Raw genomic sequence first — 14,242 nt, forward strand, 5'->3', positions numbered from 1 at the left:
CATTGACCTCTCGAAAGCGCCTCCAGGGAGCCTGCTCGACAATACTGAACCTACTGCGAACCAACTGAGTTTGGCTGTTTTTTGTGCTGTTTTGCGTTAAATAGAACCACTATTCGCCTTAAAACACCGCAAAAACCCGCTCAAATCAGCCGGATCTCGCGACGGCCAGTATTCTCGGACAGCCTCCTGGGCGCTTTCGTCGTTTCAGGATTCTGGATGAGCCCCTCCATACTCAGTGAGCGCAATTACCTTACCTACCTGTGCGGCAGCCTGTTCTCGACCCAGGGGGTCTGGATCCAGCGCATGACTCTGGGCTGGATGATGTGGGATCTTACCGGCTCGGAGACCTGGCTGGGTTTGCTGGCCTTCCTGATGTTCTTTCCGGTGGTGCTGGTGGGGCCCCTGTTCGGGGTGCTGGTGGATCGTATCAACCGGCGTCGGGCGGCGGTGGCGATCAGCCTGCTGTTGAGCGGCCTGGGCGGGACGCTGGCGGCCCTGGTATGGGGCGGACTGATCGAGCCGCTGGGGCTGTTGCTGTTCGCGCTGGTGATCGGCATGACCAACAGTGCCTACCAGGCGGTGCGGCTGTCGCTGGTGCCGGAGCTGGTCAGCGTGGTCAACATGTCCAGGGCGGTGGCGATCAATGCCATTCTGTTCAACAGCGCTCGCTTTATTGGCCCGATGATCGCCGGTGTGCTGATCAACCTCTACGGTGGGGCGATGGCACTGGCCGTGAGCGGTGCCTGCTACCTGCCCCTGACGCTGGTGCTGTCGCAGTTGAGGCTGGATGAAAAGGCCCGCAGGGGTGGCGCGGAGCAACGGCGGTTTCTGGCCGACCTGCTCGCCGGCGTGCGTTACGCCCGCAGCGAGGCGCTGATCCTGCGTCTGCTGCTGGTGATTGGTTGCTCCGCGATTCTGGGCCGCGGCCTGCTGGAAATACTGCCGGCGGCGGTGGATGTGCTCTATCACCGGGGGGTGGAAGCGCTGGCCATGCTGACCTCGGCGGCGGGACTTGGCTCCATCGTGGCCGGACTGATCCTGTCTGCCCAGTCCCAGGCGCGACTGCTGCCGGCCTTGGGCCTTGCGGCACCGGGGGCCGGCCTCGTGCTCATGTTATTTGGCCTCAACACACACTTTGAGGTCGCCGTGGTGCTGGTGATGCTGCTGAGCTTTTGTGCCACTGTCTGCGGCGTGGCGACGCAATCGCTGATACAGGTCTCGCTCGATCGCGCCTATCGCGGGCGGGTCATGAGCCTGTGGGGGGCGCTCAATGTCGGCGGTGGCGCTGTCGGCGGTTTGCTGTTCGGCCTGGTCACCGAGCACGCCGGCTATGGCCTGACCCTGGTGCTGCTCGGCGCCCTCAATATTCTGCTGGCCCGGTTTGCCACCCGTGGGCTGGGCGCCCCGGAGCCTGGCCACTAAGGCCCGCCTGGGCAGGTTGTCGAGCCATGCCTGGCAGGCACTTCCTCAGTGCAGTTTCAGACCGACCTTGGTGACGACATCGCCGTCCACGGCTTTGACCACCAGGGTCACCGGGCCCAGCATAAGGCTATCACCTACAACCGGGTGGCCATGCTGGTGTCGGGCGATACAGGCCGACAGCGTCTGGCTGGAGTCCTCCTGCTCGACCCTGATGCCGTAGGCCTGCTCGACATCGGCCAGTTGCGCCTCGCCATTGAGCACAAACTCGCCGAAGAAGGCCATTTCCCCCAGGTGCTTGGGGCCCTGGGGCGCGTTGAACTGGTGGCCCAGGGCATCGATCATGTCGGGGCGCGCCATCACCGCCAGCAGGTCGCCATCCTGCAGGGCGGTCTTGGCCTGGGGGCGCAGGTAACGGCCGTTGCGAAATACCGCGGCGATACCGGTATCGGCCGGCATGCGCAGCTCACCCAGCGGGGAAGGCCGTTGCCAGCGCGAGCCCTGCAGCCTGAACAGCAGCAGTTCGTGTTCACCGACCGCCGGAACATCGATGGGAATGCGCCTGTGTGCCTGTTCGTGCCCCGGCACTTCCAGTTTCAGCCAGCGCGCCACCGGCGCCAGGCTGGTACCCTGGATAACCAGTGACACCAACACGACGATAAAGGCGATGTTGAAGAACAGCGGTGCCTGCTCGACACCCGCCATGACCGGGAACAGCGCCAGCACGATGGGCACCGCGCCGCGCAGCCCCACCCAGGCGATAAAGCTCTGTTCGCGGACATTGAACTTGAATGGCCAGAGCGTGCTGAAGGTCGCCAGCGGCCGGGCAACCAGGATCAGCACCGCGGCCAGCAGCAGGCCGGCGGGCGCGATCAGCAGCAGCTGGGACGGGTCCACCAGCAGGCCCAGGATCAGGAACAGGCACAGCTGTGCCAGCCAGGCGAGCCCGTCGTGAACCTGCAGGATGGCCGGCATCATGCGTACCCGGGCATTGCCCAGTAATACGCCGGCCAGGTAGATCGCCAGAAAGCCGCTGCCGCCCAGGGCGTTGGTGCCGGAGAACACGACCAGGCCGCTGGCGGTGACCAGCAGTGGATAGAGCGCCGTGACCAGGTCCACCCGGTTGACCAGGGACACCAGTAGCTTGCCGCCGAGCCAGCCGCAGACGACACCAATGCCGATCTGTTGCAGCAGCATCAGGGGGGCTGCCCACAGTGACGCGTCACCCTCCAGCGTGATCAGCTGCAGCAGGACCAGGGTCAGGAAGATGGCCATGGGGTCGTTGCTGCCGGACTCGATTTCCAGCGTGGCACCGACGCGGGCATTCAGGTTCAGGCCGCGTCCCTGCAGCAGTGCGAACACCGCCGCGGCGTCGGTGGAGGACACGATGGTGCCGATCAGCAGGCCGTCAAGCCAGGAGAGATCGAAGATAAACACAGCGGCCATCCCGGTCACCAGCGCGGTGATCAGTACACCCAGGGTCGCCAGCACCAGGGCCGGTCGCAGGCCGACGCGGAAGGTTTCGCCTCTTGTGCGCATGCCGCCATCCAGCAGTATGATGGCCAGTGCCAGGTTGCCCACCAGGAAGGCGGTCTCGAAGTCGTCGAACTGGATATGCCCCGGACCATCTTCGCCGGCGAGCATGCCCACGCCCAGGAAGAGCAGCAGCACCGGCATGCCGATCCGGTTTGACAGTGGGCTCAGCAGGATGCTGAGCATTAGCATCAGGGCCCCGACCAGCAGGAACAGGGAGGTCATATAATCGATCCTTGACGTTGCCCTGTGCAGTCCCGCTGGCTTGTCTTGCTGTCGGCGCTGCAAAGGGGGGAAAACGCTATTATAGGGTCGCCCGGGTGTGCGGCCAATGGCTGATGGCAATCAGGGCGCTGCATTGGCAGATGCGGCGGGACACCAGGGGCGGGCGATAACGGACAGGCAGACCCTGCAACAGGAGGCATGCGTATGCGCGGTCAGATGGCGAAGCTGCTGGGGACACTGCCCCAGTGTGGTGTACTGGAGCAGATACTGCTGCGGCCTTCCCGGGATGAACCCATGCGAAGCGTTACCGAGGCCGTGGTGCAGCCGGGTGCGGGACTGCTGGGGGATCGCTTTAGCGGCCGACCCGACAGCAAGCGCCAGATCACCTTGTTTCAGGCGGAAAACCTCGCGGTGCTGGCGTCGCTGCTGCACCTTGAGTCGCTGGACCCTGCGCTGCTGCGGCGCAACCTGCTGGTGCGCGGCATCAGCCTGCATGCGCTGAGCGGGCGCCGCTTCCGTATTGGAGAGGTGGTGCTCGAAGGGGCGGGGCAGTGCCATCCCTGTTCCCGCATGGAAGCGGTGCTGGGCCCGGGGGGCTTTAATGCCATGCGGGGTATCGGCGGGCTTTGCGTGCGCATTGTCGAGGGCGGGACTATCCGGCTGGGTGACCGGGTGCGGGCCGAACCCGCTATCGATACAGAACAGCTGCCCTGATTGACTCTACCGCCGGTTCAGCTCTGCTCGCCGCAGATGGGCGTCTGCATCAGCTCGCGTACCCGCGGCGCTGCATGGCCGGTGGCGATCAGGAAGTGCAGCTTGGTGAAGGCCGCCTCCACCGTGAGGTCGCTGCCCGGCACCACGCCGATATCGTTCAGCTTGGCACCGGTGGCATAGGCGCCCTGACTGACCTTTCCCTGCAGACACTGGGTCAGGTTGACCACCACCTGGCCCCGGGCGGAGGCCTGCTCCAGTGCGGCCATCAGTTCACGATTCTCGTCCGGCGGGTTGCCGACACCGAAGCTGCGGATCAGCAGCCCCTTGAGCCGGGAGTTTTCCAGCAGCTGCGCGGCGATGCTTCCGGGCATGCCGGGATAAAGGTGCAGTAAGGAAACAGCGCAGGGATCGAAGTCCGGGGCGCTAAAGCTTGGGGTGCCGCGATCGAGCAGCAGGTGTTCCTGCAGTTCGATGTGAATGCCGGCCTGGCCAAGCCAGGGGCAGTTGGGCGTGTCGAAGGCATCAAAACCGGTTGCCCGCAGTTTGCACGCCCGGTTGCCCCGCAGCAGGCGGCCGTTGAAGTAAATGCAGACCTCGGGCACCGGGTAGTTACCGGCCAGAATCAGCGCGGTGATCAGGTTGTCCAGTGCATCGTTGCGTGGCTCGATCAGGGGGATCTGCGAGCCGGTCAGAATGACCGGCTTGTCGAGTCCCTGCAGGATGAACGACAGGGCGGAAGCGGTGTAGGCCATGGTATCGGTGCCGTGCAGCACCACGAAGCCGTTGTAGTCGTCGTAATGCTCCATCAGCGTTCGGCCCAGGCGGGTCCAGTCCGATGGCTGGATGTTGGAGCTGTCGATGAGCTGCGTAAATTCCAGTATTTCGAAATGGGGCAGGTTCTGCTGTGCCTGCTTGCTGAGTTTTTGCTGCAGCAGCTCGTCAAAGCCTGGCACCGGCACATAGCCCTGATCCGAGGGGTGCATGCCGATGGTACCGCCGGTGTGAATGATCAGAACTTTTGATTTCATTATTGTTGGCCTTGGGCGGTCTGCATGTTTGAGGGCTGGGGTCTGTCAGGCACCCAGAAACTGCTGGCGGATACGGTAATCCTGCTGGCAACGCCGGGCATAGGTCAGCGTCTCAGGGTTGATATCCGCCTGGGCGCTGTCAGGGGCGCCCAATGGCAGCTCTTCGGGCAGCGCGGCGCCGGAGTGAATCAGGAACTGTATCAGCTCACGCCGGTCGCTGTGGAGCGCCAGTTGCAGGATGCTCCGACCGGCGGCGTCCTGGCTGTCAATGCCGGCTCCGGCTTCCAGCAGGCGGCTGAGGTGGAGCATCAGGCGGGCGGGCGAGCACACTTCGAAGCAGGCATGCAGCAGCGGTGTACCGGCGGGGTTGCAGCTGTTGGCATCGGCCCCGGCGCGTAGCAGGGCCGCGAGCAACTCCAGGCTTTTGGGCTCGGGGCCCTGCAAGCTCAGGGCGCGCCAGCTCAGGGGCGTGCCGTCGGTGCCGATGGCATTGGCATCGGCACCGGCGTTCAGCAGCAGCCACAGCAGCTTCGGGCGCTGGGCGTCAATCGCCAGTTCCGTTGCCAGCAGGTCGTCGTGCAACGGTTGCGACAGCAGCGCAGGCGACGCCTTGCGCAGCCACTTGGCCAGCGCATCGGCATCATCGCGTTCGATCGCCTGGATCAGCCGGGTGGCGGGGGAGCCGGTCAATAGCTTGAGCATGGGCGGAATATCTCTGGGCACAGTGGCATCTATTTTGGCGTCTAGTCGTTTAGAATCATAGGCTCTCGAATAATTCATTACGCAGGATTGCGGATGCCGGCGCAGATATCACTGGATGCACTCAAGGTACTGGATGCCATCGATCGACATGGCAGTTTTGCCGCTGCCGCCGAAGCGCTGTTCCGGGTGCCTTCGGCGATAACTTATACCGTGCAGAAGCTGGAGGAAGAACACCGCATCAAGGTGTTCGAAAAACACGGCCGGCGCATGGTGCTGACGCCGGTGGGGCGGATGCTGTTGCAGCACGGTCGGCAGATCCTGCAGGCCACGGAGTCCCTGTCCGAGATGGCGCGGCGTATGGCGCATGGCTGGGAGGCCCAGCTGACCATCGCCATCAATGCCCTGTTCCCCGTTGAACTGATCTACCCGCTGGTAAAGCGCTTCCAGCAGGTGCAGCCGGATATTCATGTCATTTTGCGCTATGAAACCCTGGCGGGCACCTGGGACTGTCTGCAGGATAACCGCGCGGACCTGGTCATAGGCGCGCCAGGGTTGCCGCCGGAGGGGCGCTCCTACGATTTGCTGGGGTTGCCGCTGATGCCCGGCAATGCCTTCTGCTATGTGGCGGCGCCGGAGCATCCCATTTGTCAGCTGGAGCAGCCGGTCAAGCGTGAGGCGCTGCGGCGATTTACCTCGGTGGTGATTCCCGACAGCTCCAGGCACTTGCCAGCGCTGACCTATGGTCTGCTCGAAAGCCAGCCGCGCATCTTTGTGCCGGATACCGATGCCAAGCTCAAGGCGCACCTGGCGGGCCTGGGTATCGGATACCTGCCACGCTTTCGCGCCGCGCCTTATATCGCCAGCGGCACGCTGGTGGAGATCGATGTGGAACTGACCCGCACCGATCACAGCCACCACATCGCCTGGCACAGCAGCAACCAGGGCCGCGCACTGCACTGGTTTGTCGATGCGCTGCGCGAAGAGAACCCATTTGCCGAGCTGATGCTGCAGGGGCAGGGCGCCTGAACGTAGCCCGCGCCTTGGCGTACGCCAATATCCTGTTGCCATCATGGCGGTCTCGACAGAATGACAGGACAGTTCCCGCCGGGCCGCGATCCTCTTTGCCTGGAGGACGGCAATGGTTTTGCACCCTGGGGATTTAGTGCTACTTTGAGCCTCGATTTCTTCTACGACAAGCACGCAACAAGCCTCCGATGCCCAAACTCCCCGCAAAGAAAACCCCTAAACCCCGGCCGGACAAGACACGCCTGGCATTGGGCCTAACGCTCATTGATGTTGCCAAGGTGGCTGGCGTTTCACCGATCACCGTATCCCGGGCCCTGAGCCGGCCGGAGCTGGTGTCCGAACAGACGCTGGAGAAGGTTCGTCGCGCGGTGGCTGATGTTGGATACACGCCCAATATGCTGGCAGGCGGGCTCGCCAGCAAGCAGAGCAAACTGGTAGCCGTTTTCGTGCCTACCATCGCGCACTCCATTTTTTCCGACATGGTCCAGACGCTGATGGATCAGCTGGGTAATGCGGGTTACCAGTCCATCATCGGGGTGACAGGCTATTCAGTCGAGAAGGAAGAGTCCTTGCTGGGCGCGATCCTCGGCCGTCGTCCCGACGCCATTGTGTTGACGGGGACGGAACATTCCGCGCTGACGCGACAGCGGCTTGTCGCTTCGGGCATCCCAGTGGTGGAGGCGTGGGATCTCTGCGAGGATCCGATCGATATTCTGGTGGGTTTTTCCCACTCCGCGGTGGGCAAGGCCGTGGCGCGTCACCTGCTTGGCAGGGGATACCGGCGTTTTGCGGTAGTATCCGTCAGCGATGCACGGGCGGTAAAACGATCCGTGGGGCTGGTGGACGAGTTAAGTGTCCAGGGTGTCACGGATGTGCGCCAGGTGATTTATCCGGCGCCGGCAACGCTGAAAGAGGGGCGTGACGGCCTGAGTCAGTTGTTGCGCGAGGGTACCCTGCCCGAGGTCGTGGTGTGCAGTTCGGATACGGTTGCACAGGGGGTTCTGGCGGAAGCCGCCTCACGGGGGCTGCGGGTTCCCGAGGATGTCGCCGTGATGGGATTCGGTGATCTGAGCAGCGCCGCCCAGTTGTATCCCGCACTGTCATCGGTCAGGCTGGACGGTGCGCGCATCGGAAGCTTGATCGCGAGCACTCTGCTGGAGCGTCTGCAAAAACAGCGCGACGGCCAGGCGCCGGTGCGTATCGACACGGGCTTTGATGTGATCAACAGGGTCAGTACCTGAGACAGAGGCCGGGGTTCTGGGCCGAGTGCGGCAATGCAGCGCTGGCCGCTAAGGCTGAGGTCATGTATACACAATCCCGTTGATTTTAAAAACGTCAGCAGTATCAAATGCTTCCTTGCAATGGCGCGCTGTCGGCAGAGAAGCCTGCATGCGTCTAGTCTGCAGTGTGCTGCTGAATCGGGGTTAAGGATGATAACTAATGGTTGCGCAATCATTAGTATGATGTATGATTATTTGGTCGGTCGCGTGGCATGACCCCTGGGGGTGATGGTGGCTACTGAATTCGAAACGTCGGGCAGCGGCGGGCCGAGAGGCCGTGAACGCCGTAGTTCCGGGGTAAAACTGGACTAACAGGAATAATAAATATGAAAGGTTTGATGACAGGACTGCGTTTGGGGGTATGTGCACTGGCGGCGGCTGTCGCCATGCAGGCTGCGGCAGAGCTGCCGTCCAACATTCGTGTTGTGATCGGCTCCAAGTCGACCGGCGGCGATACCTACCAGTCCACCAGCATTGTTGCAGAAGCGCTGTCCGAGAAGCTGGGTAGCAACTTTAAGGTTGATGCCACCGGTGCGCCGGCCGCGTTCAAGGCTGTGGAGCGCAGCCGCAGTAGCGATGGCAGCACCATCATGGTATTCCATGATCAGGCGTATCTCGGCGTACTGTATGACCAGAAGGGCTACGACGATCCCTTTGCCAACTACAGCATCGGGCCAACCTTTGCGATCAATCCGGGCAATGCCTACCTGGTCAGCAAGAAATCGCCATACCGCAGCGTCGAGCAGATCATCGATGCGGCAGGCAACGGTGAAACGGTTCGAGTCGCCATCCAGCCCGGCGGCGTATCCGAAATCGGCTATACCGCGTTGAAAAATGCCGTCAAGCTCAAGTACCCGGGCAAAGAGGACAATCTGAAGGTGGTGAACACCGGGTCGCAGGACTCCAAGAACCAGGCGATGTTCGATGGTCTGGCCGACGTGATCAACGGCAGCGTGCAGTCCAACGAGCAGTACACCCGTTTGCCGGCCGACGACCAGAAAGCCATGAGCTTTGTCTGGCTGACCGCCCGTGAGCAGACCATTCAGCAAGCCCACGAAGAGGGCATGGGCAAAACCCCCCGTGCGGACCTGCTGAAGTTCGTCGCGCCCCAGGTGCAGGTGCCGATGGGCGCAGACCAGGACTTCACCTTCGACAAGGAGTTTTTCTTCCTCTACAACAAGGATATCGATCCAGCATTCGTAGCTGCGATAGACAAGGCGTTGGAGGAAATCTTTGCCGAAGGCAAGATCCAGGAAGTACAGAAGAAGTCCTTCTTCATCCCCAACTTCAAGCCCGCAGCTGAAGCGCAGACCTACCTGAAAGAGAAAAACGACCGCATCGCCGACGTGATCAACGCGATCAAGGGCTAAGTGCCTGAGCCGGATAACGATAGCAACGCCGGGGCCGCATGCGCAGCGGCCCCGTTTCACTGACCTGGGTGGTGGTCGCCTCCTGCGACCCCACTAAACCTCTCCCAACCCTTCGGTGCAGTCATGAGCCAGACACTTACGTCTCTGCTCGAAGTCTCGATCGACTTCGATCAATCCCATCTTTTTTTTCCAAGGCTGGTGCTTGTCATGCTGGCAGGGATGCTGCTGCTGATTGCCGTGCTCAATCGTGGGCGACTGGCTGAAATCGTGCGTACCCGGGGTGCTAACCTGGCGTTCTTCGAGGCGAATGCCGACAAGTTTCGCCTGTTCAGTACCCTGGTGCTGATCGTCGTTTACTTTGTGTCGATGGATTTTGTCGGGCAGCTTTTTCCCAATACCGGATTGGGATTTCTGCTTTGCTCCATCGTTTTCGTGGCGCTTCTGTCCCTGGTGTATGTGCACGAAATCACCCGCTCGGTGTTGCTGGTGATTGGCTGCAACGCGCTCTTTGCGCCGCTGACGGTCTGGTACGTACTGGGCTCGCTGTTCGATATCACCTTGCCGTAACGCACCGGAGTCACTGTAATGGATTTTATTTCCCTGTTATCTCCCGAATATTTCCTGCTGGCGGCTGCGGGCTCGCTGGTGGGCATCATTTTTGGCGCCATTCCGGGCATGACCGCCACCATGGCCGTGGCCGTCTGCCTGCCGCTGACCTATTCCCTGGGTCTGCATGAAGGCCTGGCGCTGCTGCTCGGGCTTTATGTTGGCGGTATATCGGGTGGCCTGGTACCGGCGATCCTGCTGAACATTCCCGGTACGCCTTCGTCGATTACCACGACCTTTGACGGTCACCCCATGGCCCAGCGGGGCGAGGCAGAGCGGGCATTGAAAATCTGTATCGTCTCGTCTCTGGTGGGCGGGCTCTTCAGTGCCGTGATCCTGTTTCTGTTCGCGCCGGTTTTATCGGATTTTGCGATCAAGTTTTCCTATGTCGAGAAATTCCTGATCATCTTTTTTGCCCTGACGGTGATCGCGTCACTGTCCAGCAACATGCTGGTGGGGATCTTCAGTGGCATGATCGGCGTCTTCCTGAGCCTGATCGGCACTTACGATGTCGGGGTCGGTGGCAACGGTGAATACCGGCTGATGGCCGATTTCATGGTGCCTTACCTGGAAGAGGGGTTCTCGCTGCTGCCGGTACTGATCGGGCTTTTCGGTCTGGCGACCATCTTTCTGGAAGCCGAGCGCGGTACCCGGGATGAAGTGGGTGAGAAGCGTATCCAGCTGAGCCAGGGCGTTCCGTTCAGGTTGAACGTGTTTCGCGGCCAGTTCGTCAACATGCTCAGATCCTCCAGTATCGGCACCTTTGTCGGCATGTTGCCGGGTATCGGCGGCAGTGCGGCCTCGGTGCTGGCCTACTCGCAGCAGAAAAATTTCTCCAAGGATCCTTCGAGGATGGGCAAGGGAGCGCCCGAAGGGCTTATCGCCTCGGAATCCGCCAACAATGCCCTGACCGGCGGTGCGCTGATTCCGCTGCTGTCACTTGGTATACCCGGTGACAGCACCACGGCGGTGCTTATCGGCGCCTTCACGTTGCAGGGGCTGCAGGTGGGGCCACTCTTTATCGGTGAGAACCTGGATACCTGGTACTCGATGATGATCGGCCTGGTGTTCGCCAACCTGGTGATGTTCGCCGTCATGTTCTTCGCGATCAAGCATATCGCCAAGGTCGTGATGGTACCCAAGTACGTGCTTTATCCCATTATCATCATGATGTGTGTGGTCGGTGCCTACGCGATCAACTACGGCATCATGTTCGATGTCTGGACACTACTGATATTCGGCCTGCTCGGCTACGTGGCACAAAAAATCGGCCTCGAAATCGCGCCGCTGGTGATCGGCTTTATTCTGGGCGGCTCGGCCGAAGTGTATTTCGTCAAGAGCCTGGAATCCTTCGGCACCTTGAGCATCTTCTTTACCAAGAGCCCGATTGCCATCGTGCTCTGGTGCATGATCGCCGCCTCTGTCTTTTTCTCCGTTTATCTGGCCCTTAAGGCCCGCCGGGAAAGCAAGTCCCGCACCGTTGAAGTCTGATCTTTTCCTCTGGCCTGTCCGGGCGCCCTGTTGGCGCAGGGCAGGCCCTATTTCCCGTCGAGGATGTCATGAACACAGCCAATGAATTACCCATCAGCATCAAGATGCAGGCGGCGGACAACGTCGCCATCGTGGCCAACGCCGGCGGTCTGAAAACCGGCACTGTACTGGATGACGGCACGCGCCTGCTGGACGATGTGCCGCTGGGTCACAAGGTGGCGCTGGTGGATATTGCCGCGGGCGGGCCAGTTATGCGCTACGCCGAGGTGATCGGTTATGCCCTGGAGGATATTCCGCGGGGACGCTGGATCAATGAGGACCGGGTACGAATGCCGGCAGCGCGAGCCCTGAGCGAACTGTCCACCGATCCGCGTCCGGCCCCGGAGATGCCGCCACTGGAGGGGTATACCTTCGAAGGCTATCGCAATGCCGACGGTACCGTTGGCACCAAGAATGTACTGGCGCTGTCGACCAGCGTGCAGTGCGTCGCCGGGGTGACCGACCATGTGGTACGCCGTATCAAGGCGGAACTGCTGCCACGCTATCCCAATGTGGATGATGTGGTGGCGCTGAATCACACCTATGGCTGCGGCGTGGCGATCAATGCTCCGGCGGCGATCGTGCCGATTCGCACCCTGCAGAACATTGCCCGCAACCCCAATTTCGGTGGCGAGGTGATGGTGATCGGCCTGGGCTGCGAGAAGCTGTTGCCGACGCGGCTGATACCCGAGGAGCAGGTGTTGCGGCTGGGGGAAAACGTCGCTGCCGGCGCAGAGGTTCCGCCTTCGCCGATCCTGAGCCTGCAGGATGAGGCCTTCACCGGCTTTGGCCAGATGATCGACGGCATTCTGAAGCTGGCCGAATACCACCTGGAAAAACTTAATCGCCGCCGGCGTGAAACCTGTCCGGCATCGGAACTGGTGATTGGCATGCAGTGCGGCGGCAGTGATGCCTTCTCCGGTGTCACCGCCAACCCGGCACTGGGCTTTGCCGCCGACCTGATCGTGCGAGCAGGCGGCACCGTGATGTTTTCTGAAGTCACCGAGGTGCGGGATGCGATTCACCTGCTGACCGCCCGCGCAAGGGATAGCGATGTCGCCTGGGCGCTGGTGGAGCAGATGGACTGGTACGACAACTACCTCAGCCAGGGGCAGGTCGATCGCAGCGCCAACACCTCGCCAGGCAACAAGAAAGGCGGTCTGAGCAATATCGTCGAAAAGGCGCTGGGCTCCATCGTCAAGTCCGGCAGTTCACCCATCGTGGATGTGGTCGGGCCGGGGGAGCGCATTCGCAAGCGCGGCCTCAACTTCGCCGCCACACCGGCGAGCGATTTTATCTGTGGCACCTTGCAGCTGGCGGCCGGCATGAACCTGCAGGTCTTCACGACCGGCCGGGGTACGCCCTATGGCCTGTCCATGGCGCCGGTGATCAAGGTGTCGACCAACAAGACCCTGAGTCAGCGCTGGCATGATCTGATCGACCTCGATGCCGGTCGCATCGCCACGGGTGAGGCGACCATCGAGGACGTCGGCTGGGAGCTGTTCCGCCTGATCCTGGAGGTGGCCAGCGGGCGCGAGCAGGTGGCGGCCGACAGGCTGGGTCTGCATAACGATCTGGTGCTGTTCAACCCGGCCCCGGTGACCTGAGGCTGCTTAGCGACTAAAGGTCTTGCGTCTTTAAAAGTATGATGTATGATGAATGACAGCTAAGGCAAAACTCTAACTGCCTGGTAAACAAAACGAGCACCTGCCGGCGTCCCGCGATTGCCATGAACGCAATCCGGGGTGCTGGCAACCTTATCGGGATAGTCACCGAATGTGCTCAAGGCCCGGTTGCGGCATTAACGAACGAGGAATAACACAATGGCGTTTTCTGTAGAGCTTATCCGACAGTCCCTGAGCGATGGTCTGCTGTCTTTCCCGATTACCGACTTCGATGCCAATGGCACCTTCAACGCCGACACTTACCGTGACCGTATCGAATGGTTTGTTCAGCAGGGTGTATCCAGCGTGTTTGTCGCCGGTGGTACAGGGGAGTTTTTCTCGCTGTCCATGGATGAGTACAGGGCAATCTGCAAGATCGCCGTTGAAACCGTGGCCGGTCGTGTTCCCGTGATCGCCAGTGCCGGCAAGAGCATCCCGGAAGCCCAGGCCTACTGCAAAGCGGCAGAAGAAGCCGGTATCGACGGTATCCTGCTGATGCCTCCCTACCTGACCGAATGTGCCGCCGACGGTGTGGTGGAATACGCCAAGGCGATCATCGACAGCACCTCGCTGCAGGTGGTGTACTACAACCGCGCCAACGGCATCCTGGATGCAGAGAGCGTCAAGCGCCTGGCCGCACAGTGCCCGAACCTGGTGGGTCTGAAGGATGGCGTGGGCAACATCGCTGCGCTGAATGACACCATCAAGACCGTTGGTGACCGCCTGGTCTACATCGGTGGCGTGCCGACCGCGGAAATCTTCGCCGAAGCCTACCTGTCGATCGGTGTAAACACCTATTCGTCGGCGGTGTTCAACTTCGTGCCGGAAATGGCGATGAAGTTTTACAGCGCGCTGCGTGGCGGCGATCAGGCCACCGTGACGCACATTATCAAGAATTTCTTCATTCCGTTCTGCCGTCTGCGTGACCGCAAGAAGGGCTATGCCGTGAGCCTGATCAAGTCCGGTGCCGACATTGTCGGTCGTCCGGCCGGCGACGTGCGTGCACCGCTGACCATGCCCACTGCGGCAGAAAAGGAAGAGCTGGCTGTGATCATCAACGCCAACCGCTAAGCCATACAGATCGGTCACCGGGTGACGGTGAAAAGTCGCTCACCCGGCTGCTGGCAGCGACATTGAGGATAGGT

At 61.3% G+C, this 14,242-nt stretch carries 12 protein-coding genes; 9 read left to right on the forward strand and 3 right to left on the reverse strand.

The features are described 5' to 3' along the window. The first annotated feature begins 216 nt into the window (after positions 1-216). Positions 217-1,422, forward strand: coding sequence for an MFS transporter (locus KDW95_RS19975; RefSeq protein ID WP_255853522.1), 1,206 nt, complete (start codon positions 217-219; stop codon positions 1,420-1,422). Positions 1,423-1,467: 45 nt separating this feature from the next. Here the strand turns inward: KDW95_RS19975 and KDW95_RS19980 are convergent, their stop codons facing one another. Then, positions 1,468-3,177, reverse strand: a complete 1,710-nt coding sequence (locus KDW95_RS19980) for a potassium/proton antiporter (protein WP_255853523.1) — start codon at positions 3,175-3,177, stop codon at positions 1,468-1,470. Positions 3,178-3,381: 204 nt separating this feature from the next. On the opposite strand from KDW95_RS19980, the gene KDW95_RS19985 reads away from it, so the two are divergent. Continuing rightward, positions 3,382-3,891 carry an MOSC domain-containing protein gene (locus tag KDW95_RS19985; protein WP_255853524.1) on the forward strand — a complete coding sequence of 170 codons (510 nt, stop codon included), beginning with the start codon at positions 3,382-3,384 and terminating at the stop codon, positions 3,889-3,891. Positions 3,892-3,908: 17 nt separating this feature from the next. Here KDW95_RS19985 and ansA read toward each other — a convergent pair whose 3' ends face one another. Beyond that, positions 3,909-4,919 (reverse strand): asparaginase, encoded by a 1,011-nt coding sequence (gene ansA / locus KDW95_RS19990; protein ID WP_255853525.1) that lies wholly within the window; start codon positions 4,917-4,919, stop codon positions 3,909-3,911. Positions 4,920-4,964: 45 nt separating this feature from the next. Then, the gene (locus KDW95_RS19995; protein WP_255853526.1) at positions 4,965-5,621 is read right to left on the reverse strand and encodes a hypothetical protein; all 657 of its coding nucleotides are present in this window, start codon (positions 5,619-5,621) and stop codon (positions 4,965-4,967) included. A 93-nt stretch (positions 5,622-5,714) separates the two neighbouring features. Here KDW95_RS19995 and KDW95_RS20000 point away from each other — a divergent pair, with 93 nt between their 5' ends. The 7 genes from KDW95_RS20000 (at position 5,715) to kdgD (ending at position 14,168) form a co-directional block, all read left to right on the forward strand. Beyond that, entirely contained in the window at positions 5,715-6,647 is a 933-nt protein-coding gene (locus KDW95_RS20000; protein ID WP_255853527.1) for a LysR family transcriptional regulator, read from the forward strand. Positions 6,648-6,835: 188 nt separating this feature from the next. After that, a complete protein-coding gene (locus KDW95_RS20005; RefSeq protein ID WP_255853528.1) occupies positions 6,836-7,888 on the forward strand; it encodes a LacI family DNA-binding transcriptional regulator in 1,053 nt (350 codons plus the stop codon). A 365-nt stretch (positions 7,889-8,253) separates the two neighbouring features. Then, the gene (locus KDW95_RS20010) at positions 8,254-9,297 is read left to right on the forward strand and encodes an ABC transporter substrate-binding protein (protein WP_255853529.1); all 1,044 of its coding nucleotides are present in this window, start codon (positions 8,254-8,256) and stop codon (positions 9,295-9,297) included. 123 nt (positions 9,298-9,420) lie between these two features. Beyond that, on the forward strand, positions 9,421-9,864 hold the full coding sequence (locus KDW95_RS20015; protein WP_255853530.1) for a tripartite tricarboxylate transporter TctB family protein: 444 nt from the start codon (positions 9,421-9,423) through the stop codon (positions 9,862-9,864). Positions 9,865-9,882: 18 nt separating this feature from the next. Continuing rightward, complete coding sequence (locus KDW95_RS20020; RefSeq protein WP_255853531.1) at positions 9,883-11,394, forward strand: tripartite tricarboxylate transporter permease; 1,512 nt, start codon at positions 9,883-9,885, stop codon at positions 11,392-11,394. A gap of 68 nt (positions 11,395-11,462) precedes the next feature. Beyond that, positions 11,463-13,040 carry a galactarate dehydratase gene (garD, locus tag KDW95_RS20025; protein WP_255853532.1) on the forward strand — a complete coding sequence of 526 codons (1,578 nt, stop codon included), beginning with the start codon at positions 11,463-11,465 and terminating at the stop codon, positions 13,038-13,040. Positions 13,041-13,256: 216 nt separating this feature from the next. Continuing rightward, positions 13,257-14,168 carry a 5-dehydro-4-deoxyglucarate dehydratase gene (kdgD, locus tag KDW95_RS20030; protein WP_255853533.1) on the forward strand — a complete coding sequence of 304 codons (912 nt, stop codon included), beginning with the start codon at positions 13,257-13,259 and terminating at the stop codon, positions 14,166-14,168. The last annotated feature ends 74 nt before the right edge of the window (positions 14,169-14,242 follow it).

Origin of the sequence: Marinobacterium rhizophilum (assembly GCF_024397915.1) — a bacterium.
Classification (GTDB): Bacteria; Pseudomonadota; Gammaproteobacteria; order Pseudomonadales; family Balneatricaceae; genus Marinobacterium_A; species Marinobacterium_A rhizophilum_A.